19 protein-coding genes and 2 tRNA genes are annotated in these 21,273 nt (G+C 50.3%); 15 read left to right on the forward strand and 6 right to left on the reverse strand.

Annotation, left to right across the window (positions count from 1 at the left end):
- Positions 1 to 123 precede the first annotated feature (123 nt).
- Positions 124 to 288, reverse strand: coding sequence for a hypothetical protein (locus BZG74_RS15595; RefSeq protein WP_158020627.1), 165 nt, complete (start codon positions 286 to 288; stop codon positions 124 to 126).
- Between the two features lie 812 nt (positions 289 to 1,100).
- Between BZG74_RS15595 and BZG74_RS03735 the strand changes: the two genes are divergently transcribed.
- Positions 1,101 to 1,673 carry an LON peptidase substrate-binding domain-containing protein gene (locus BZG74_RS03735; RefSeq protein WP_077771407.1) on the forward strand — a complete coding sequence of 191 codons (573 nt, stop codon included), beginning with the start codon at positions 1,101 to 1,103 and terminating at the stop codon, positions 1,671 to 1,673.
- 203 nt (positions 1,674 to 1,876) lie between these two features.
- Positions 1,877 to 2,809: a uridine diphosphate-N-acetylglucosamine-binding protein YvcK gene (gene yvcK / locus BZG74_RS03740; protein WP_077771408.1), complete on the forward strand. Its 933-nt coding sequence runs from the start codon at positions 1,877 to 1,879 to the stop codon at positions 2,807 to 2,809.
- Here yvcK and BZG74_RS03745 read toward each other — a convergent pair.
- The 3 genes from BZG74_RS03745 to uvrB all read right to left on the reverse strand — a co-directional run bounded on the left by BZG74_RS03745 (position 2,741) and on the right by uvrB (position 6,896).
- Positions 2,741 to 3,100: an Hpt domain-containing protein gene (locus BZG74_RS03745; RefSeq protein ID WP_077771409.1), complete on the reverse strand. Its 360-nt coding sequence runs from the start codon at positions 3,098 to 3,100 to the stop codon at positions 2,741 to 2,743. The two genes, yvcK and BZG74_RS03745, sit on opposite strands and share 69 nt — an antisense overlap.
- Positions 3,101 to 3,113: 13 nt before the next feature.
- On the reverse strand, positions 3,114 to 4,562 hold the full coding sequence (gene luxO / locus BZG74_RS03750; protein WP_077771410.1) for a quorum-sensing sigma-54 dependent transcriptional regulator LuxO: 1,449 nt from the start codon (positions 4,560 to 4,562) through the stop codon (positions 3,114 to 3,116).
- A gap of 306 nt (positions 4,563 to 4,868) precedes the next feature.
- Positions 4,869 to 6,896 (reverse strand): excinuclease ABC subunit UvrB, encoded by a 2,028-nt coding sequence (uvrB, locus tag BZG74_RS03755; RefSeq protein WP_077771411.1) that lies wholly within the window; start codon positions 6,894 to 6,896, stop codon positions 4,869 to 4,871.
- Positions 6,897 to 7,641: 745 nt separating this feature from the next.
- Here uvrB and BZG74_RS03760 point away from each other — a divergent pair.
- The 10 genes from BZG74_RS03760 to gloA all read left to right on the forward strand — a co-directional run bounded on the left by BZG74_RS03760 (position 7,642) and on the right by gloA (position 15,313).
- Positions 7,642 to 7,717 (forward strand) — tRNA-Asn (locus BZG74_RS03760).
- Between the two features lie 145 nt (positions 7,718 to 7,862).
- Positions 7,863 to 7,938, forward strand: a tRNA-Asn gene (locus BZG74_RS03765).
- Between the two features lie 233 nt (positions 7,939 to 8,171).
- The gene (gene rsxA, locus BZG74_RS03770; RefSeq protein ID WP_046075315.1) at positions 8,172 to 8,756 is read left to right on the forward strand and encodes an electron transport complex subunit RsxA; all 585 of its coding nucleotides are present in this window, start codon (positions 8,172 to 8,174) and stop codon (positions 8,754 to 8,756) included.
- Entirely contained in the window at positions 8,753 to 9,328 is a 576-nt protein-coding gene (gene rsxB / locus BZG74_RS03775) for an electron transport complex subunit RsxB (protein WP_077771412.1), read from the forward strand. Before rsxA ends, rsxB begins: the two co-directional genes overlap by 4 nt.
- The gene (rsxC, locus tag BZG74_RS03780; RefSeq protein WP_077771413.1) at positions 9,328 to 11,778 is read left to right on the forward strand and encodes an electron transport complex subunit RsxC; all 2,451 of its coding nucleotides are present in this window, start codon (positions 9,328 to 9,330) and stop codon (positions 11,776 to 11,778) included. The genes rsxB and rsxC overlap by 1 nt, the downstream gene beginning before the upstream one ends.
- Positions 11,779 to 11,783: 5 nt before the next feature.
- On the forward strand, positions 11,784 to 12,863 hold the full coding sequence (gene rsxD, locus BZG74_RS03785) for an electron transport complex subunit RsxD (protein WP_077771414.1): 1,080 nt from the start codon (positions 11,784 to 11,786) through the stop codon (positions 12,861 to 12,863).
- Positions 12,860 to 13,498, forward strand: a complete 639-nt coding sequence (gene rsxG, locus BZG74_RS03790; protein ID WP_077771415.1) for an electron transport complex subunit RsxG — start codon at positions 12,860 to 12,862, stop codon at positions 13,496 to 13,498. The genes rsxD and rsxG overlap by 4 nt, the downstream gene beginning before the upstream one ends.
- The gene (locus tag BZG74_RS03795) at positions 13,495 to 14,193 is read left to right on the forward strand and encodes an electron transport complex subunit E (protein WP_077771416.1); all 699 of its coding nucleotides are present in this window, start codon (positions 13,495 to 13,497) and stop codon (positions 14,191 to 14,193) included. The genes rsxG and BZG74_RS03795 overlap by 4 nt, the downstream gene beginning before the upstream one ends.
- Positions 14,194 to 14,210: 17 nt before the next feature.
- Positions 14,211 to 14,852 carry an endonuclease III gene (gene nth, locus BZG74_RS03800; protein ID WP_077771417.1) on the forward strand — a complete coding sequence of 214 codons (642 nt, stop codon included), beginning with the start codon at positions 14,211 to 14,213 and terminating at the stop codon, positions 14,850 to 14,852.
- 44 nt (positions 14,853 to 14,896) lie between these two features.
- Positions 14,897 to 15,313, forward strand: coding sequence for a lactoylglutathione lyase (gene gloA / locus BZG74_RS03805; protein ID WP_046075308.1), 417 nt, complete (start codon positions 14,897 to 14,899; stop codon positions 15,311 to 15,313).
- Between the two features lie 121 nt (positions 15,314 to 15,434).
- On the opposite strand, the gene motY is transcribed toward gloA, so the two are convergent.
- Positions 15,435 to 16,343: a flagellar protein MotY gene (gene motY, locus BZG74_RS03810; protein WP_077771418.1), complete on the reverse strand. Its 909-nt coding sequence runs from the start codon at positions 16,341 to 16,343 to the stop codon at positions 15,435 to 15,437.
- 209 nt (positions 16,344 to 16,552) lie between these two features.
- Between motY and rnt the strand changes: the two genes are divergently transcribed.
- From rnt to BZG74_RS03825, 3 genes are all read left to right on the forward strand, one after another.
- The gene (gene rnt / locus BZG74_RS03815; RefSeq protein ID WP_077771419.1) at positions 16,553 to 17,221 is read left to right on the forward strand and encodes a ribonuclease T; all 669 of its coding nucleotides are present in this window, start codon (positions 16,553 to 16,555) and stop codon (positions 17,219 to 17,221) included.
- 500 nt (positions 17,222 to 17,721) lie between these two features.
- The gene (locus BZG74_RS03820; protein ID WP_077771420.1) at positions 17,722 to 19,041 is read left to right on the forward strand and encodes a porin; all 1,320 of its coding nucleotides are present in this window, start codon (positions 17,722 to 17,724) and stop codon (positions 19,039 to 19,041) included.
- Positions 19,042 to 19,449: 408 nt separating this feature from the next.
- Positions 19,450 to 20,772 (forward strand): Na+/H+ antiporter family protein, encoded by a 1,323-nt coding sequence (locus tag BZG74_RS03825; RefSeq protein WP_077771421.1) that lies wholly within the window; start codon positions 19,450 to 19,452, stop codon positions 20,770 to 20,772.
- Between the two features lie 104 nt (positions 20,773 to 20,876).
- On the opposite strand, the gene grxD is transcribed toward BZG74_RS03825, so the two are convergent.
- Complete coding sequence (gene grxD, locus BZG74_RS03830) at positions 20,877 to 21,215, reverse strand: Grx4 family monothiol glutaredoxin (protein WP_077599178.1); 339 nt, start codon at positions 21,213 to 21,215, stop codon at positions 20,877 to 20,879.
- Between the last annotated feature and the right edge of the window lie 58 nt (positions 21,216 to 21,273).

A 21,273-nucleotide genomic window follows, 5' to 3' on the forward strand; every position in this document is an offset into this window, starting at 1 on the left:
GGCGAGGGTCACGCTCAGATGTAGAACGGAGGAGGAAGGTAGAAATGGCTGCTTCAGTAGGCTTGAGCGGTGATAACATCGCAACAAAGCCAGCTTCGCAGGCTGGCTTTGTCCTATACACCACTATTTCTTGGCATCGTCGGGACTAAAAACGGGGCCACTATCGGATGAGCGAGCATTGGCTTCATCGTGCAGAGCACGGTTGTCCTCACGTGCTTTTTCCATTTCTGGCATGACCTCATTGAGCATTTCTTTGATTTTCTTGTTGCTATAGCGCTTGTGTTTCATTGTGTCCTCCTGAACTCATCAGTATTTGGCACAGTCACTCGCGTAACAACCAACGAGTACACTCAGCTATTACGCCAGTACAAACCGCTTGTGCAATTTTTAAGCTACACCCTCATCGTCAATAAAGCAAAAAATTGCCGAAAAGGCTCGCCAGACAGCATCGTCACAGCATCTCGACTTCTCAACCCTGAACCATAGCGGATATCGGCCCGCTCTTGCCTTAGTTTAATAACATTTGCTGATAATAAGAAACTGTTTAGACGAAATACCAATATTGACGCTTTTTTAAGCAAACGATGTTGTTATTCGACGCTATATCCCCCATCATTATGTTGTTGATGAGATGTTCCCGATCATTAACGTGATTTTTCTTCCGACAAGAGAGTAATAAGCAAGACTATGAGACCTCAAAGCTCAACCTCGCGCCCTTTATGCGCACGCGTTCGCCATGGTTACAACCCAAATAAAGGAAAAAAACCACAGGTTAACCGCTAACGCGGTGTTGATGTTAAAACACCTCTTTAATAGCCTCCAAATGGAGGCTATTTTTTTGTCTTTATGCTGCGACGCTGACGACGAGTCAGGGCGTAGTCCTATTCACAAGCGGCCACAATGCGAGCGAGTTAGCGTTCGCACAATGCGTTATCGCGAGCGGATTTGCGTTGCAAATTGCGAGCTCTCGCTTTCAAGCGCTACGTAATCGCGACATCACGATGCCGAACCGCTGGTATAGGGCGTTTTAAAAAAGTAGGCACCCCTTTTGCAATATCTAGATTACTAGACCAACGTCATTGCTTGTCAGGGGGGGTCACATGGGACAATCCACACCAATTTTGTTTAATGATCGTCATATCTTGCCTGGGGGCCGGATACCTCTTCGGATCCCATCAGGCGACTCGTTAGACACACTCGTATTCGCGTTAAAGCATGGGCTTCCAATCGGCGTATGTATGGCCGAGACTCAGGCTCAGCGCCCTCACGTCGATATCGGTACCTTTATCGAGATTGAAGATTACACAAGGAGCCAAGAAGATGGTTGCTTGGTGATTACCGCTCGCGGTACGGCACGCTTTGCTATTCAAGCATTTAACCAGCAGCACAACCACATCTTATTTGCCACGGTCAACGCATTACCCCGCTGGCCTGATTGTCACGTCGACAAACAAAGTGAGCCTCTGGTGGAGCGCTTACAGTCGATGTTTGAACGCTACCCTGAACTACAACAAATGCACAGAGAAACCGAATTCTCTAACTTGACGTGGTTATGCCAGCGCTGGTTAGAACTGTTGCCACTCCCCACTGGGGAAAAGCAACAGTTAATGGCAAACAGCTCCTGTGTCGCCACACGGGATTACCTGTTGAGTATGATGCAAGATCCACACTAAACCGTTTTTATTGCTGCCTTGCTATTTGCCCTGTTTATTCATCTGCTTGATTGGGCGAGGTAACGCGACGCGTTACCTCTTTTTTTCTTCACCTTTTTATCCCACTTCCCTGATTTGCTCACACTTTACGGCTCCAACAAATACCTTGTCGCTCACGCTTCAGGTAAACTAGGCGCATTGATTTTTTCTCAGGACACTAAGCGATGAGCCAACAGGTTGCAGATCAGCATTCACAACGTATCGTCGCGATCGGTGGCGGACATGGTCTGGGGCGCGTCTTATCGGCATTGGGAGCCTATGGCGAACAGGTAACAGGCATTGTCACCACAACCGATAACGGCGGGTCAACTGGCCGTATCCGTGCCTGCCAAGGTGGAATAGCTTGGGGCGACATTCGTAACTGCCTCAACCAGTTAATCACCGAGCCCTCGGTCGGCTCCATGCTGTTTGAATATCGCTTTAAAGGGAAAGGTGAGTTGAACGGGCATAATTTGGGCAACCTGATCCTTACCGCACTGGATAACCTCTCAGTTCGTCCGCTTGAAGCCATCCAACTTATTCGCGATCTGTTAGATATCCGTCCCAATTTGCTACCGATGTCTGAGCATCCTGCTGAGCTTGCCGCGTTAACGCCAGAGGGTGAGACAGTGTCGGGAGAAACACATATTGATGAGCTAAGCGCCCCCCCGACACGTCTCTTTTTGTCCCCAACCGTCCCCGCGACCCGCGAGGCCATTGATGCGATTGAGCAGGCTGACTTGATTTTGCTCGGCCCTGGCAGTTTTTTAACCAGTGTGATGCCGCCACTGCTGGTTCCTGAGCTAGGCCGAGCACTGAAACATACGCAGGCGAGGCTGGTTTTTGTGAGAAACCTCGGCAAAGAAACAGGGCCAGCCGGCGAGATGCCTTTAGCGACTATGCTTACTTGGTGTGAGCGCGCGATGGGCGGGAAAGAAATTGACATTGTGATTGGTGAACAACATGCGTCGCAGCTCGCCACACGTTACCAACAAAAAGAGGCCCAATTGGCCTCCTCAAATCATCATTGGCGTCATGACAGGGATAAACTACGTCAAGCTGTTGATGAAGTCTTGCTCGACAGCCATCTCACGGTAGGTAGATGCGGTTCCACGTAACATCTCGGTGAGCTCATCTAAGTGATGTGTCATCCAGTCTTGTTGCCCTTGTTTCACCCGTGATTCACACTCGCGAGCCATTTCTGCCAGGTCATCGGCGCCAAAACTGGCAGCGCTGCTTTTGATAGCATGGCTGATCTCTCGGACTTGTTCTATCGACGGTGAACCAGACAACTGAGAATGATATTGAGATAGCTCATCACTAAACACGGTGAGCAGCACAGTCACCGTATCCTCTCCCACTTCTGATTTTAGTCGACGTAATGTTTCAGTGTTTATTGTGGTCGCCATACATCCATTCCTATCATTCATTCGCCGCAGATTTTTGCCAAGCTTGTAACTTTCGGTACAAGGTTGAAGGACTTACTTCGAGCAGCCCCGCTGCTTGCGAGATATTGCCATTGCACACGTCGATCGCCACTTCGATGGCGCGCTTTTCTGTTTTCCATAACGGTTCAATGTCCGTTTTCCTCACCACTGATGACGCCGCATGAGGTGGTTCACCTGTTGCGCGCGCATTTATCGTGGGCTCTGACCGAAAACTGTCCTCACTCGATGCAATTTCAGCACCAGAAATTCGCATGACCGGTGGCGGTAGCATCTCTTTGCTGACTTCTTCACCGTTATGAAGCACAACAATGTTGCGGATCACATTTTGCAGCTGCCGAACATTACCGGGCCAATCGTAGCGAAGCAGCTGAGCCGTCACCTCCTCGCTGAACCGGCAGAAGTCTTTGCCTTCTTCCGCGGAAAACAAAGCAAGCAAGGCATTGGCAATGGCAATAACGTCATCTCCGCGCTCTCTCAGAGGAGGTAATTCAAGCGGGATAACGTGTAAGCGGTAGTAAAGATCTTCGCGGAATTTTCCCTGCTGAACTTGGAGCCAGGGATCACGGTTAGTGGCACAGACAAATCGAACATCAACCGATTTGACTTGCGAAGACCCCACCTTTTGAAAGCTACCCGTTTGAATGAAACGAAGCAGTTTGGATTGCAAATCCATATCCATTTCGCAAATTTCATCCAAAAATAAGGTGCCGCCATTGGCCATCTCCGCCGCACCTTCACGCTCAGACGCCGCCCCGGTAAATGCCCCCTTCACGTGACCAAATAACTCACTCTCAATAAGATCTTTGGGGATGGCAGCACAATTTAATGCAATAATCGGCTTGTTGCTTCGCGTACTGGCAGCGTGAATCGCTTCTGCGCAGACTTCTTTACCTGTGCCACTTTCACCTGTAATGAACACGGTCGCTTTGCTGGGTGCGGCCGATTCGATCACACGGTATACCGCCTGCATTGGCAAGCTGCGGCCAATAAACCCGTGGTATTCGCTTTCTTGCTTAGTGGCTTTGCCCTGGTGTGTCGGTTTGGGTTTTAGTGACTTATTGACCGTGACGCGTAATTGATCTGCCTCACAAGGTTTGATCAAAAAGTCATTGGCGCCATGACGCATGGCATCAACAGCCGCATCAATGGAACCATGAGCGGTCATGATAATTACGGGAAGTTCAGGCGCCACCGCACGCACTTTAGCCAGCACATCAATGCCTGACATATCCGGCAGACGTAAATCTAAGATCATCAGTGATAACTGATCGCCTGCTTGCTCGAAAAAAGTCATTGCATCCTGCCCCGTCCCAACGATGGTGACATCCACATCTAAGGGGTTGAGGTAGGACTTATACAACGCCGCAACCGACGCCGTGTCTTCCACCATCAATATTCGTTTACTGGGTGATAGTGCTGGCATGTATCCTCCAAGAATCGCATCGCCGCGTGTAGCGTTAACTCACTCAGTTGCACGAGCGTATGCGAAATGCGTTGCATTATGCAATTTTATCCCCATTGTAGCTGGGCGAGTCCGTTAAAACCACACGTTTTGTCGATGTAATGGCTATCTTTTATTTTTGGCACGCCAAATGCATCTGTTCCAGTGACCCTAAGGGGTCACCTAGCCAACTGACGTTGTTTGTGAGTTTTCACTCACTGAAACACTGTAGCCAACCTGTCATTTAGGTTGGCTTTTTTTTACTTCAAGCAGTGCTTTTTCATCCCATTAACTGTTTACGATAAACTGCTCACGCAGCGCTTGTAACTGATCGCGCAATTGTGCCGCGGTTTCAAAATCAAGGTTCTGGGCTGCCTCAAACATCTGACTTTCCAATTTTTTGATTTCAGCATCAATTTGTTGTGGTGACTTCAACGCATAGTCCGCATCAGGCTCGGCAACGGCACGCAACGATTTGGCTGCTGGTTTCGCGGTTTTACCCCGTTTACCCGTGCCTATCTCCATCACGTCCATCACTTTCTTGTTCAATTTCTGTGGCGTGATGCCATGCGCCTCATTATGTGCAATTTGCTTCGCCCGGCGTCGCTCCGTTTCATCAATGGCGCGTTTCATCGACTTGGTGATAGAGTCGCCATACAAAATCGCTTTACCGTGAAGGTTACGCGCTGCACGGCCAATGGTTTGAATCAATGAACGTTCAGAGCGCAAAAAGCCTTCTTTATCCGCATCCAAAATTGCGACCAAAGACACCTCAGGCATATCTAACCCTTCACGAAGTAAGTTAATCCCGACCAAGACATCAAACTCACCAAGACGGAGATCCCGAATAATTTCCATGCGCTCCACCGTATCAATATCAGAGTGAAGGTAACGCACTCGCACATCATGCTCTTGCATGTATTCGGTTAAGTCTTCTGCCATACGCTTGGTCAAGGTCGTCACCAGCACACGTTCGTCTCGCTCCCCACGCGCGCGCACTTCAGAGAGCAAGTCATCAACTTGAGTGGCGACCGGACGCACTTCTATTTCAGGATCGATAAGCCCCGTTGGACGCACCACTTGATCAATGATATCCGCGCCCGATTTCTCAGCTTCATAGTTACCCGGTGTGGCGGAAACATACACGGTTTGTGGCGCGAGTGCCTCAAACTCATCAAATTTTAGCGGTCGGTTATCCAACGCTGAAGGCAGCCGAAACCCGTAGTCCACCAAGGTCTCTTTACGCGAGCGATCGCCTTTGTACATGGCACCAATCTGCGACACAGTGACGTGTGACTCATCGATGATCAACAATCCATCGGCGGGCAAATAGTCAAACAAGGTTGGTGGTGGCTCGCCTTCTGCACGACCACTCAAATAACGCGAGTAGTTTTCGATACCCGAGCAATAGCCCAACTCATTCATCATCTCAATATCAAACTGCGTCCGCTGTGTGATGCGCTGCTCCTCAAGCAGCTTATTGTGCTCAAGCAATGTTTTTTTACGGTCAGCTAACTCCACTTTGATCTGCTCGACAGCTTCGAGGATTCGCTCGCGCGGTGTCACGTAATGCGTTTTGGGGTAGATGGTGCAACGTGGCATATCTTTTACGCTGACCTGTCCCGTCAAGGGATCAAACACGCTGATGGTTTCGACCTCGTCGTCAAATAACTCAACGCGAATGGCATCTTTGTCAGACTCGGCGGGGAAAATGTCAATAACCTCACCACGGACACGAAATGTCCCCCGCTCAAAGGCCAAATCATTGCGGGTATACTGCAGTTCAGCGAGGCGTTGCAAAATGGTGCGCTGGTCTAAAAAGTCACCGCGACGAATGTGTAGCATCATTTTTAAATATGAGTCGGGATCGCCCAAACCATATATGGCAGAGACCGACGCCACAATCACCACATCACGTCGTTCCATCAATGCCTTAGTCGCCGATAAGCGCATCTGCTCGACATGATCATTTATCGATGCATCTTTTTCTATAAAGGTATCCGTCGACGGGACATACGCCTCTGGCTGATAATAATCATAATAGGAGACGAAATACTCTACCGCGTTGTCAGGAAAAAACTCGCGCATCTCCCCATAGAGCTGAGCCGCCAAGGTTTTATTAGGTGCCAATATCATCGTCGGGCGATCGAGCTCAGCTATGACATTAGCCATAGTGAACGTTTTCCCCGACCCTGTTACCCCCAGCAACGTTTGATGGGCAAGGCCGGCCTCTAACCCTTCACACAGACGATGGATGGCCTCAGGCTGATCGCCTGATGGCTTAAAAGCAGAATGCAGCGTAAATGTTTTACTCATGAAACTATCCTGTTTGGGGCTGACCACGATGTCCAGCATGGGGCGCTAAAGCGGAACATCTATTGTCCTGACTCGCCCTACGGAGTCAACGATTGCGGTTAACTACTGACAAACCACCAATTGCGATCTTTTTCGTCTTGAGTGCTTGATCTCATGAGGGTGTCTAGGTAACCTATCGTTCCTCTTTTGGCATGCAGTCAATGCATCCAGCCTCTCTAAGCGAAGACAAAGCGCTAAGTAACTATAGTGCTATAAAGATAAAGCCTCTGAATCATGCGTTTTCGCGCATATTTCTACTGAACATTTTCCCTTATGACCGTTTTATCCCCGATACTCAAGGGTTGAACAAATAGCGACCTGTGCATAATCCACGCTCGATTTTTTTTTCAAACTTATTGCTTTAAAAAAACACACCTACTAAAAATCAACACTTTACAGTTATCTCCATACCTACCATGGCTGCATCAAGCTTGTATAAAATCAGTCATATAGTCAGTTGATCAAGATCCACACACATGGTTATCCACAGAATCTGTGGGTAACCGCTGAGAGCCCTTTCAGAATCGGCTGTGTAAAAAGTCAAGACAAAATTAGCCTCTATGCTCAATCAATCGACACTATGATGTTTTTATCATCGTCGCTGGCTAGCTTTTCAGCAGTCGATTGAAAAGACAGATTTTATTGCTTCTCATGAGTTGACACCTTTCGAGGTGCTCGCTAACATTCGCTCCGTTCTCAAGGCAATTCCCCCTTAGTTCAGTTGGTAGAACGGCGGACTGTTAATCCGTATGTCGCAGGTTCGAGTCCCGCAGGGGGAGCCATCCTTATTGAGAAAAATAAGTGTTTCAAAAGCTGGCATCCGTTCTGCTGCGCAGAATATGTCGCAGGACTGGGCGTCCCGTTGAGTCCCGCAGGGGGAGCCATCTTCTTGAGACACCACACCACAGAGAACAATAGCTACACGATTCCCCCATAGTTCAGTTGGTAGAACGGCGGACTGTTAATCCGTATGTCACTGGTTCGAGTCCAGTTGGGGGAGCCAATTTTATATATCCCTTCTCCTTGACCTATCCTACGGTCTTCATGATCTCATCACACACTCTTACCGTGATCGCACACGCTACGCTGCCACTACCCTTAGAATAAGGTACACGCGTAAAGCGTCACTAACAGCTTACAGCAAACCAAGCAAAAACCCTGCTTGATGGCGGTTGTTATAGCCGCCTCAAAGGTCGATAATAGGCAGATCACAAAAACATTAAATGATTAAACAGCATGGCTGAGTATTTGTTGCTACTGGTGGGCACGGTATTGGTCAATAACTTCGTACTGGTGGAGTTTTTGGGCTTGTGTCCATTCATGGGCGTATCAAAAAAACTGGAAACAGCAATTGGGATGGGGCTTGCCACAACCTTCGTGTTGACCTTGGCGTCAGTGAGCTCGTATCTGGTTGAAACCTATATTCTCATCCCCCTCGACCTCGGATATTTACGGACACTGAGTTTCATTCTGGTTATCGCCGTGGTGGTGCAGTTCACTGAGATGGTGGTACATAAGACCAGTCCCACATTGCATCGGCTACTGGGTGTTTTTTTACCCTTGATCACCTCCAACTGCGCGGTGCTGGGCGTTGCACTGCTCAACGTGAAGCAACAGCACAGCTTTATCGAGTCGATTATTTATGGCTTTGGTGCCGCGTGTGGTTTTTCGTTGGTGCTGGTTTTATTTGCCGCGATGCGTGAGCGCATCGCGGCCGCTGACGTCCCCGCTCCCTTTAAGGGCGCGTCGGTGGCAATGATTACTGCAGGATTAATGTCGCTTGCCTTTATGGGCTTTACTGGACTGGTGACCTTATCATGAGTGGAATAGTGATAGCGGTAGTTGTTATCGCCGCCCTCGCCGCAATATTCGGCGCAATTCTTGGTTTCGCATCGATTCGCTTCAAAGTGGAGGCGGATCCGATTGTCGATCAAATAGACGCTATTCTTCCCCAAACGCAATGCGGTCAATGTGGTTATCCTGGTTGTCGTCCCTACGCTGAAGCCATTGCCAATGGCGATGACATAAACAAATGCCCACCAGGTGGCCAGCAAACCATCGAGAATCTCGCAGATCTCATGGGCGTAGAAGCCACCGAGCTCGCTCATGATGAGGAAAAAAGCATTAAGACAGTCGCCTTCATCCACGAAGAAGATTGTATTGGCTGCACCAAATGTATTCAGGCCTGTCCGGTCGATGCCATAGTTGGCAGTACCAAAGCTATGCATACAGTGATTGAGCAAGACTGCACGGGTTGCGATTTATGTGTCGCGCCCTGCCCAACCGACTGTATTGAAATGATCCCCGTTCAAGACACGCCTGAAACTTGGAAATGGCAACTTGAACAAATTCCTGTTGTAGACGTAACCGAGAGTCAGGGAGCACGTGCCTGATGGAAAGCCTGATAGAACAAATCAAACATGGCCAAGTATGGGATTTTCATGGGGGCATTCATCCGCCTGAGCACAAAACGCAGTCGAACCAGGGAGAAATCCTGCCAAACATCCTCCCTAATGAGCTTGTAATACCGTTAAAACAACATATCGGAAGCAAGGGGAAATTGCGCGTTAGCCAAGGTGATCACGTACTCGCTGGCCAAGCGCTTACCGAAACAGATATTCAACAATGTGTGCCTGTGCACGCGCCCACTTCTGGCATTGTGGTTGCGATTGAAGATAGAACCATTGCACATCCTTCAGGCTTGTCCGACCGTTGCGTAGTGATTCAGCCCGACGGTAAAGATACGTGGGGACCTAAAGCGGCTTTACCCGCATACCACACTCAACCACCCGAGCAATTGATCGATCATATCCGCTCTATGGGCATTGCTGGGATGGGAGGTGCAGGCTTTCCAACCGCAAGAAAGCTACAAAGCGGTTTGGCGCGTACGGAAGTGCTGATCATCAACGCCGCAGAGTGTGAGCCTTATATCACTGCCGACGATCGTCTGATGCAAGACTGCGCAGACGAAATCATCGCGGGCATACAAATCCTCAATCACATTGTGAAGCCTAAGCTATCCGTGATTGGCATTGAAGATAATAAGCCAGAGGCTATCGCAGCGCTTAAAGCCGCGGTGGAGGCCGTTGATGAGGACATACTCATCCAAGTGGTACCTACCAAGTACCCCTCTGGCGGTGAAAAGCAGCTGATTCAAATCATCACGGGTAAAGAAGTCCCCGCCAAAGCCTTTCCTGCCAGTATTGGTGTGCTAATGCAAAACATTGGTACTACCTATGCGATCAAACGCGCCGTGCTAGATGGCGAGCCTCTGATTAAGCGTGTGGTCACTTTGACTGGGAAAACACTCAAAACCCAGCAAAACCGGTGGGCACTTCTCGGCACGCCAATTGGTGAGCTGTTGGCACATCATGGCTATAAGGCAGAAAAAAAACTGCCACGGGTGATCATCGGCGGCCCGATGATGGGCTTTACCGTTCCCCACACACAAGTGCCTGTTACCAAAACCACTAACTGTGTGTTGGTGCCCACACGTAAAGAAATTGCCCCAGCCAAGCAAGAAATGGCCTGCATTCGTTGCAGTGCCTGTGCCGATGTCTGTCCCGCTCACCTTTTACCTCAGCAATTGCAGTGGTATGCCAAAGATCAGGATTACGACAAGTGCCAAGACTATGATCTTTTCGATTGCATCGAATGCGGCGCCTGTGCCTATGTGTGTCCGAGTGAGATCCCACTGGTTCAATACTATCGCCAGGCTAAAGCGGAAATTCGTGAAATTGAAGCGGAAAAAGAAGCGGCTGAACGCGCACGTCAGCGCTTTGAAGCCAAAAAAGCGCGCATGGAACGTGAAAAGCAGGAGCGAGAAGAAAAACACCGCAAAGCTGCGGAGCGTCGCAAAAAAGCCGCGCAACAAAACACGGGCTCCGATGATGCACTTAACGCTGCAGTAGAGCGGGTGAAAGCGAAAAAAGCCGCACAAGCGGCATCGAGTGATGTCAAACCTGCCGTTGCAGCGGCAATCGCCCGAGCGAAAGCGAAACAGGCCGAGGCGGCGCAAGCGGGCAGTGATGAGCCAGACAACAGTGAAATGATGAAATTGCGCGAAGAGCGTAAACGTCAAGCGCGTGAACGTAAGGCGGCCAAAGAGGCACAAAAAGCCTCAGATGCAACCGATTCACAGGCAACATCCGACAGCACCGACAGTGAAGACGGTAAGAAAGATGCGGTCGCTGCCGCGGTTGCTCGTGCCAAAGCACGTAAAGCCGCGCAGCAGGGTGATGCCAACTCAGAGTCGACACCGGCTGCCGAACAATCATCCGTCTCAGGAGATGCTAAGGCACAAACGGATGACGCTGGCGATAAAAAAGCCGCTGTCGCTGCCGCGGTTGCTCGTGCCAAAGCACGTAAAACCGCGCAGCAGGGTGATGCCAACTCAGAGTCGACACCAGCTGCCGAACCATCATCCACCTCAGACGATGCTAAGGCACAAACGGATGACGCTGGCGATAAAAAAGCCGCTGTCGCAGCCGCCGTTGCACGTGCCAAAGCACGCAAAGCCGCGCAGCAGGGTGATGCCAACTCAGAGTCGACACCAGCAGCCGAACCATCATCCACCTCAGAAGATGCTAAGGCACAAACGGATGACGCTGGCGAGAAAAAAGCCGCCGTCGCTGCCGCCGTTGCCCGTGCCAAAGCGCGTAAAGCCGCGCAGCAAGGTGATGCCAAGGCACAATCTGAGACGGCTGCCGATACGTCATCCGACTCTGAGAACACCGCGTCGCCAACTGACGAGGCTAACGATAAAAAAGCCGCCGTCGCGGCAGCAGTTGCACGCGCCAAAGCGCGTAAAGCGGCAAAACAAACACAAGAAGATAAGGAATAACCCACGTGGCGTTTTTCATTGCAAGTTCACCACACGCCCATAATAAGCGCTCTACCAGCCATATCATGCTGACGGTGCTCCTTTGTGCTCTGCCCGGTTTGGCGGCACAGTGGTATTTCTTCGGCTGGGGCGTGCTTGTTCAATTAGCCTTGGCAGTTATCACGGCATGGTCAACCGAAGCATTGGTCATGCGATTGCGCCGTCGCCCTGTAATGGCTTACCTTCGCGATAATAGCGCGCTCCTCACCGCGTTTTTATTGGCCGTCGCGATCCCGCCGATGGCACCTTGGTGGGTGATCGTTATTGGTACCGCGTTTTCTATTATTGTTGCCAAGCATATCTACGGCGGATTAGGACAGAACCTCTTCAACCCCGCCATGGTTGGCTATGTGGTACTGCTCATCGCTTTTCCGGTGCAAATGACCACTTGGTTGCCACCGGAAAGCCTCGCCATCCATAGTTTGACCATTACCGATACCCTCGCGGCGATTTTTGGCGGCTATACCTTAGATGGTTTTAGCGTCAACCAGTTACGTATGACCGTGGATGGCGCCACCATGGCAACGCCTCTGGATACCATTAAAACCGCGCTAGCGGGCGGCCAAACCGTCAGTGAAGCCTTGCAGCAGCCCATTTTTTCTGCGCTCGGCGGTAAAGGTTGGGCGTGGGTGAACACGCTTTACCTACTCGGTGGTTTGGTGCTTATCCAACGTGGCATTATCAATTGGCATATTCCGGTCGCGGTACTCACTGCCTTGTTCTCCTGTTCATTGCTCGGCCACTTGATCGCGCCCGATCAACTCGCCTCGCCACTGATCCACTTGTTGTCTGGCGCGACCATGCTCGGGGCGTTTTTTATCGCCACCGATCCGGTGTCGGCCTCCACCACCGACCGTGGCCGCTTATGGTTCGGGGGACTGATTGGGGTGTTGGTGTATTTAATTCGTACTTGGGGTGGCTACCCTGACGGTGTCGCGTTTGCGGTGATCATTGCTAACTTATGCGTTCCTTTGATTGATTATTACACCAAGCCAAGAACGTATGGGCATGCCACAAACCGTGCAGAGAAGAAGTCACAGTCATGATTGATACCATAAAAAAACATGGGAGCATCCTCGCTGTTGCTGCCCTCTTGTCGACAGCACTGGTTGCGGTCACTAATGCGCTAACTGAAGATACCATTAAAGAGCAGCAGCAAATCCAATTATCAAAAGCGCTCAATCAGGTGATCCCTGAAAGCCAGCACGATAATGCACTTCATCAAAGCTGCCGCCTTATCGAAAATAAGGAAGCGTTAGGAACCGATGACGCTCAGCCTTTTTATGTTGCCACCCTGAACGGGGAGATCAGCGCCGTTGCCATTCAAGCCATCGCGCCTAATGGCTACAATGGTGCCATCAAGGTATTGATTGGTATGGATGCGACCAGCCATCAGGTGCTGGGTGTGCGGGTTCTCGAGCATAACGAAACCCCAGGGCTGGGAGATAAAGTGAGCTTGCGGGTGTCAGATTGGATCCGAAGCTTTAGCGGCAAAACGGTCACCAGTGAGGATGATGCACGTTGGGCGGTGAAAAAAGACGGCGGACAGTTTGATCAGTTTACCGGTGCCACCATTACCCCGCGTGCGGTTGTCGGTGCCGTCAAAAAAGCGGCTTGGTTTGTGAGTCAACATCAAGAAGCATTGGTCAACCAACCGGTGAATTGCGGAGGAGCGTCATGAATAGCGCCCACAAAGAGCTAATGAAAAATGGCTTATGGAGTAATAACCCAGCGTTTGTGCAGCTACTGGGCTTGTGTCCACTATTGGCGGTATCCGCTACCGTCACCAATGCACTTGGCCTGGGGATCGCCACCTTGGCCGTCCTCGTTGGCTCTAATTTAATTGTGTCACTGATTAGGGATTGGGTACCCAAAGAGGTACGGATTCCCATTTTCGTGATGGTCATCGCCTCACTGGTAACATGCGTGCAATTGGTCATGAATGCGTATGCTTACGGCCTTTATCAATCACTGGGGATTTTTATCCCATTGATTGTCACCAACTGTATTATCATCGGCCGCGCCGAAGCCTTTGCCTCCAAAAACCCTGTTGGCTTGTCGGTGAGCGATGGTTTTTGGATGGGTACTGGTATGACAGCGGCCTTGGTGGTACTTGGCGCTATTCGCGAAATTATCGGCAATGGCACCTTGTTTGATGGCGCCGACCTCTTGCTCGGCGACGGGGCTGCCGCATTGCGGATTGAAATATTTCAATTCGACACCAAGTTTCTGTTAGCGATATTGCCACCGGGCGCGTTTCTCGCGGTCGGCTTTCTGATCGCATTAAAGAACATCATTGATACACACCTTGCCAGTAAAACAGAAAAAGACGACAAGCCGGTGATTGAGCGCGCACGGGTGACGGGTAGTCAGTGATCCACAGGATAGGGTAAATGAATAAAGAAAAACGACGACACATTCTGGAGCGCCTGCGCGATAACAACCCAAATCCGCAAACGGAACTCAACTGGTCAACCCCTTTCGAGTTACTGATCGCGGTGTTACTGTCTGCGCAAGCGACCGATGTCAGTGTCAATAAAGCGACCGACAAGCTGTATCCGGTGGCCAATACGCCCGAGGGGCTACTGGCATTGGGCGTGGATGGGGTGAAGTCCTATATCAAAAACATCGGCCTGTTTAATTCCAAAGCCGAGAACGTGATTAAAACCTGCCGCGCCTTGATTGAGCAACACCATGGCGAGGTACCAGAGAGCAGAGAAGCGTTGGAAGCTCTGCCTGGGGTGGGACGAAAAACCGCTAATGTGGTGCTTAACACCGCGTTTGGCTGGCCAACCATCGCCGTCGATACCCATATTTTTCGCGTGTCCAATCGTACTAAGTTCGCGATGGGTAAAAACGTCAATGACGTGGAAGAGAAACTAATTAAGGTGGTGCCGAAAGAATTTAAGGTCGATGTGCACCACTGGTTAATTCTGCATGGACGCTACACCTGCCTGGCACGAAAACCTCGCTGTGGCAGTTGCATCATTGAAGATTTATGTGAGTACAAAGAAAAAGTTTACCCAGATAGCTAACGCCATCGGAGGCGAGCACTGGCAAGCAAAAAAGGAGCAACGTCATGTCAAACGGCAGAATTCTACACACCATGATCCGCGTCGGTGATCTAGACCGTGCTATCAAGTTTTATACCGAAGTAATGGGAATGCGTTTGTTACGCACCAATGAAAACGAGCAGTATAAATATAGCCTCGCGTTTGTCGGCTATAGCGATGAATCAGAAGGTGCCGTGATTGAGCTGACCTACAACTGGGGCGAAAGCGAGTACGACCATGGTAACGCCTTTGGTCATATCGCCATTGGAGTAGATGATGTTTACGCAACTTGCGATCAAATCCGTCAAGCAGGCGGCAACATCACCCGTGAGCCAGGCCCAGTCAAAGGCGGTAGCACTGAAATCGCCTTCGTCACCGACCCTGATGGCTACAAATTGGAGCTTATCCAAAACAAAAGTGCTTCTGCGGGTCTGAACGGCTAACACAACAAGACACGTCACAAAGAAAAGCCCGGCATCGAGCGTATGCCGGGCTTTTTTGTACTGTCTTTGTATTATCGGGGGGGGGGTAAACGCTGTCTGTGATAACCTCTGTGGCCACCGCCTACAACAAGGTTCTTCCCAACGAAATCACCACACGGCGGTTTTTACTGCGTCCAATCGGGTCGTCGTTGTCAGCAATCGGGCGACGTTCGCCATAGGCCTCAACGGTAATTCTATCTTCAGGGAGGCCCAGCGAGGTGAAGTAGTCGCGCAATTTCTTCGCCCGCCGCTCTGACATTTGCTGATTGGCTTCACGTGTGCCACGTGCATCTGAATATGTCGCCACTAACACAAGGTCGATATCATCACTATAACGAACAAACTCCGCTATCTGTGTGAGTCGCTGGCGGCTGGCTTTGGTCAACTCATCGCTATTTTCTTGATAGCGCAACACCGTAAAAGAAATATCCTCAAACGCATAAGGCAATAACTTATTCAGGCACTGGCTGAATTCATTATATGGCGCGCCAAATGCCACCGCTGACAACGCCACATCTACTTGTCGCTGCTGACGCTGCCAATCTTTAAAGCTAAATGTCGGAAACCGACCTGCTTCTAGCTCACTCAGCATCGCCCACGCAGTTTGGCCGCCCACATAACCATCGAATTGCTTGAAAAACTTGAGCTGATCCATATAGCGTGCGGGTTCACCAGGCATCCAATCCGCTGGCATGGAAAGCAGTGACACCTGCGCGGTCTCACCCATAGGTCGCTGCATGTCGAGTGAGAAGTCAAGATTCATATCTTTGCTCGCGCGAGAGGTAAACGAGGCCTGCCCGTACCCTGGCACGTCATGCTCTAATCGGCACTCAATGGGTGTATCAATCGTCACAGTCCAGCTCGACTTTCCCAACGATGCCACGTATTGCTTGTTGGCAGACGCTTGGCTGGGCAAAAGCAGACCAACACATGACAACACCACCACTGGGGTAAAGCGCCATTTTATTAAATCAACAGGACAAAACGCCATTACAGACTCCGTACGTCGCGTGATTCTGTCTTCACGCACAGTTTACTGCTTGCAAGGTTGCGCACGCCACCGCTGGGACAGTGACCGAAACATGACTAAGACACAAACAAATGATTATAAAGTTATCGACGCGTTACACGCCGACTTTAGCTTAACGCCACTATTTGCGATAATCACGCTTTTCTTATTGTTAGTAAAGTGACATCAGCATGAGCCAAGCAAATGATCCAAACAGTCTCAAAGCCCGATTCCGTGGTTATTTCCCTGTCGTTGTCGACGTTGAGACAGCCGGCTTCAATGCCCAAACCGATGCACTACTAGAAATATGTGCCGTGACACTAAAAATGGATGAGCAGGGCTGGCTAATGCCAGACAAAAAACTGCACTTTCATGTCACCCCCTTTGAAGGCGCTAACCTTGAGCCAGCCGCCCTAGAGTTCACCGGCATCCGCGACCCTTATAGTCCACTGCGCGGCGCGGTTGATGAGGGCGAAGCCTTGCGGGAAATCTTTAAACTGATCCGTAAAGAGCAAAAAGCAGCGGAATGCCAACGCACCATTATGGTCGCTCACAACGCCAACTTCGATCATAGCTTTGTGATGGCCGCCGCCGAGCGTGCGCAATTAAAGCGTAACCCGTTCCACCCTTTCGCCACCTTTGATACCGCCGCACTAAGCGGACTGGCGCTCGGGCAAACGGTATTGGCGAAAGCCTGCCAAACAGCGCAAATCCCGTTCGATAATAAAGAGGCACACAGTGCGCTTTATGATACCGAGCGCACCGCTGAGCTATTCTGTGAAATCGTCAACCGTTGGAAACGCTTGGGCGGTTGGCCGCTTCCCTCTACTTCGGAGAGCACAGCGTCCCCCTCTACCTAATCACGCTAATGTAAAGGCTAGGGGCGCACCGTTAGGTCGACAACAACGCAACCTTTGCGTTGCTATCGACCCTGCATGATTGACACCAAACGTGCTCACTAACCACAAAAAGTTCCGCTTAGGCTTGTTAACAATTTGTTTGCGGTCACATTTTTGTGATCTTATTTTGGCCTTTATCTGGCTATCAGACTAACCACTATTAAACAGGCACATAAGGAGTGAGCGACAAAATATAAATGTAAAAATCACGTTAAATAGGGGCTGAGCATAGTGATTACTCAAATAGAGTTTTTACTTAAAACAACCGATAGAAACAATGTCAGCCTAACCAGGTGAAATACCGTGTTACCAGTTTTGAAACCAACCTTTAACAAACGGGAAATTGGTGCCACTATTGAACCTGTAGAACATCCGACCACTTCTCTCGCCCACGTAAGATGGGCACTGAAGCGGCGGCCCCAAAGAACAAGAAGCTAATTAACAAAGGAGTGAGGCGCGTTATGTCATCACTATTTAAGAAATCGCTAGTGGCAACCAGTTTATCTTTGTTAGCCGTGCAAGCACACAGTGCCGGCTTTCAAGTATCAGAAACCTCGGTATCCGGTTTGGGGCGTGCTTTTGCCGGTGAAGCCGCTATCGCAGATAATGCCGCAGTGGGTGCACGCAACGCCGCTGCCCTAACCCGTTTTAACACCACCGCTTTCTCGGGCGGCTTGAGCATCATTGACCCAGATGTGCATGCGGACGTGGAAGAGAGCGCTAGCCCAGGGTACGCTCAAGGCTCAACATCACTAGACGCCAAAGATATTGCCCCCACTGAATATGTACCTAACATTCATATTATTCAGCCGATTAATGACAAACTAGCGGTGGGCTTCTCTGCCTTCTCGAATTTTGGTCTATCAACCGACTATCCGAAAGACTTTTACGCGGGGTCTATTGCGGGGTCAACTGAACTCGTGACCATGAACTTTAACCCTAATATTGCCTATAAGCTTAACGATCAATGGAGCATTGGTGCGGGTATTAGCGCCATATATGCAGACGCAGAACTTAAGCGACAATCCGGCCCCTTATTTGCTGCTGTTTCTGCATTAGACAGCGCCACAGATCAGACAGCTAAGCTGACTGGCGATGGCTGGGGATTTGGCTGGAACCTCGGCGTGCTTTGGGAGGTTAACGAGGATAACCGTTTTGGCCTAACCTATCGTTCTCAAACCGACGTCACCCTTGATGGTAAGTTTACAGACGGTACAGGGGCGAAAACAGGTAGCCCGGGTTCCACCGTCGATGGCGAACTAGAACTGAACCTTCCTGATATTATTGAGTTCTCCGGCTTCCACCAGCTAAATCAACAAATCGCCCTTCACTATAGCGCCATGTACACTGGCTGGGATAGCTTTAAAGAACTCAAAGCAACAGGTTCTGGCTGTTCAGCAACTGATGGTGTGTGTTTCCAAAAAGAAGAAGGTTGGGACAACAGCTGGCGTTATGCGTTGGGTGCCACTTATACCATGAATGATAACTGGGCGTTCCGTGCTGGTTACGCTCACGATGAGAGCCCAGTACCGGCGGAAAAACGTACGTTAAGTATCCCAGACTCTGATCGCCAGTGGTGGAGCTTAGGTGCCACTTATACTGCTAATGAAAACCTCTCTATCGATGCGGGTTTCGCGTTCCTTGATGGTGAGCAAGTAGATGGTAGCGAAAAACTGACTGAAAACTCCTCTATTGAGGGCGCTTTGGGCGACTCAACTGTAGACTTCTCAGCCGGCGGTGATGCTTACATCTATGGTTTGCAGCTGAACTACTTGTTCTAAGCCCTGCAACTTAACCATAACCCAAAAGCTGGCCCACATAGGCCAGCTTTTTTCGATCTAGTGTCCCGCCCTGAAATACATTAGAAGCGATGGCTGGCCGCTAAGCAGGCCCTCCGCGCTAAGGGCGGCGCGGCGGAGCCCCCAGGGATGGGTTAATAGCGTGCCTGCGTGTGGCCTGCAATTGCTTTCCTCTTTCCCTCACACCACCAACATTTCCATCGCCCCTATTTGTCTACTTTACTGGTCGCGACTTTTAGCAAGGCTGACAAGCATGAAAGAAAGTAACCAAAAAAGCCGATTTCCCCTCGACATGGGCAAAATTTTGCGCAAACTGGGTAGCTTAATTACAAAACCATAGATATCCCTGCAGTGAAGCTGCAGTCACAACACCCATAACAGGAATGTTTAATGAACCCGGTAGTCATTTCAGTCTGCGTCATGCTGGCATTGGCGCTTATGCGTGTGAATGTCGTTGTCGCACTCACGTTCAGTGCCGTCCTCGGCGGTCTTGTCGGCGGCCTCAGTATTTCCGACACCATCAGTGCCTTTGAGGGCGGGTTGGGTGGCGGTGCCACCATTGCGCTCAGCTACGCGATGCTCGGCACCTTTGCCGTCGCCATTAGCCGCTCAGGAATTACGGATGTGCTGGCGCACTCGGTGATCCGCAAGTTAAATGCGCGTCCAACCGATGCCAATACCGCCACCTTTAAATACGTTGTTTTAGTCCTTTTAGGGCTGTTAGCGATTTCGTCGCAAAATGCGATTCCGGTCCACATTGCTTTTATCCCTATTGTGATCCCCCCACTATTGCATGTGTTCCAACGCTTAAAGCTCGACCGTCGATTGGTCGCTTGTGTGCTTACTTTTGGCTTGATCATGCCGTATATGGTGTTACCCGTCGGCTTTGGCGGCATCTTTTTGAACAATATTTTGCTCAAAAATCTCAATGACAATGGTCTTGATGTGGTCGCAAGCCAGGTTCCTACCGCCATGTTATTGCCTGCAGCGGGTATGGTCGTTGGCCTGTTGATCGCCACCTTTATTAGCTACCGTCAGCCGCGCCAATACAGTGAAAAAGAGGTCTTAAGCGCTGAGCCAGAAAACCATGGCATTCAGTCGCGCAACTTGTGGGTCGCCGCCATTGCGATTGTTGCCGCGCTAAGTGTTCAGCTAATGGCCGGCTCAATGATTGTCGGCTCGCTGGCTGGTTTTATGGTGTTTACCTTTGGTGGCGTGATCCGCTGGAAAGACACCCAGGATGTGTTTACCAAAGGCGTGCACATGATGGCGATGATTGGCTTTATCATGATCACTGCCGCGGGCTTTGCCGCCGTCATGAAAGCGACAGGTGGCGTCGAATCCTTGGTCGCGTCCCTGTCTGGCTCAATTGGTGAGAATAAGCCACTGGCGGCTTTTCTAATGTTGGTGGTGGGTCTACTGGTCACCATGGGGATTGGCTCGTCATTCTCGACCATTCCCATTATCGCGACGATTTATGTGCCACTTTCACTGGCATTCGGCTTTTCACCGATGGCAACGATTGCGTTGGTGGGCACAGCCGCTGCGCTAGGTGATGCAGGCTCACCGGCCTCTGACTCCACCTTGGGCCCCACGTCCGGGCTTAATGCTGACGGTCAGCACGAACACATTTGGGATACAGTCGTCCCCACCTTTATTCATTACAACTTGCCCTTGATTGCCTTTGGTTGGCTTGCCGCTATGGTGCTCTAAGCGGACGCTCTAAAGACGTAAAGTGCGCTTTAACGCATTGATGAATACTAAAAAGCCACGTCTAAGACGTGGCTTTTTCAATACCTGTCACATCAGTAACAGCGTTATTCGTTTTCGCTCGCATCACGGCGTTCGGCCGCTTCTTTGACCAGTGGCTGTAGCTCACCTTTTTGGAACATTTCCAAAATGATGTCACAACCGCCAACTAATTCACCTTCAATCCAAAGTTGTGGGAAGGTTGGCCACTGCGCGTATACAGGCAGCTCTGCGCGGATATCTGGGTTTTGTAGTACATCCACGTATGCGAACTTTTCACCACACGACATAAGCGCTTGAGAGGCTTGTGACGAAAAACCACAGCTTGGCAGTTTTGGCGACCCTTTCATGTAAAGCAGAATCGCATTTTCTTCGATTTGCTGCTTGATTTTGTCCGTTGTTTCCATTGCTTCCTCGAACACTGTCTGTGAATCTTGCCTTGATTCTACTGGTTAACAAGCCGGA

This window comes from Salinivibrio sharmensis, from assembly GCF_001995985.1.
GTDB classification, from domain to species: Bacteria; Pseudomonadota; Gammaproteobacteria; order Enterobacterales; family Vibrionaceae; genus Salinivibrio; species Salinivibrio sharmensis.